Below are 349 nucleotides of genomic sequence, written 5' to 3'. Positions count from 1 at the left end.
GCAATCGCCCCATGTTGGGATTGCCAGCTGTGGTCTAAGTCCTGGATGAATTGGGCGGAGGTCTTTTGGGTGTTGAGGTGAAAGGGCAGGATGGGGCGGCTCGGGTCATCCATGCGTCCTTGAAACCAGATGGGCTTGCCATTGGGCAGGCGTAGAGGAAAGCGGTCATTGTAGCCGCGCACGCCGTTCAAGTGACCAAAGTAATGGTCAAAAGACCGGTTTTCTTGCATGAAGACGACAATGTGTTCAACGTCTTCCAAGCTGCCCGTACGATTGTTGGCCGGAAGCGTGGCCGCTCTGGCTACGGAACTGCCCAAAAAGGCGGTCAGGCTGGCGCCTACGCCCAGGC

Annotated in this window: 1 protein-coding gene; it reads right to left on the bottom strand. The window is 57.3% G+C overall.

Features of this window, described 5'->3' with window-relative positions; all coding sequences use genetic code 11:
- On the bottom strand, positions 1–347 hold a 347-nt coding region (locus AB4090_RS15175; RefSeq protein WP_369574709.1), incomplete at its 3' end, for an alkaline phosphatase family protein.
- Positions 348–349: the final 2 nt, after the last annotated feature.

It is taken from the genome of Acidithiobacillus sp. IBUN Pt1247-S3 (genome assembly GCF_041146875.1).
Taxonomy (GTDB): Bacteria; Pseudomonadota; Gammaproteobacteria; order Acidithiobacillales; family Acidithiobacillaceae; genus Igneacidithiobacillus.
Note: the sequence above shows the minus strand (reverse complement) of the source record. Positions and strands in the feature narration are given on the sequence as shown.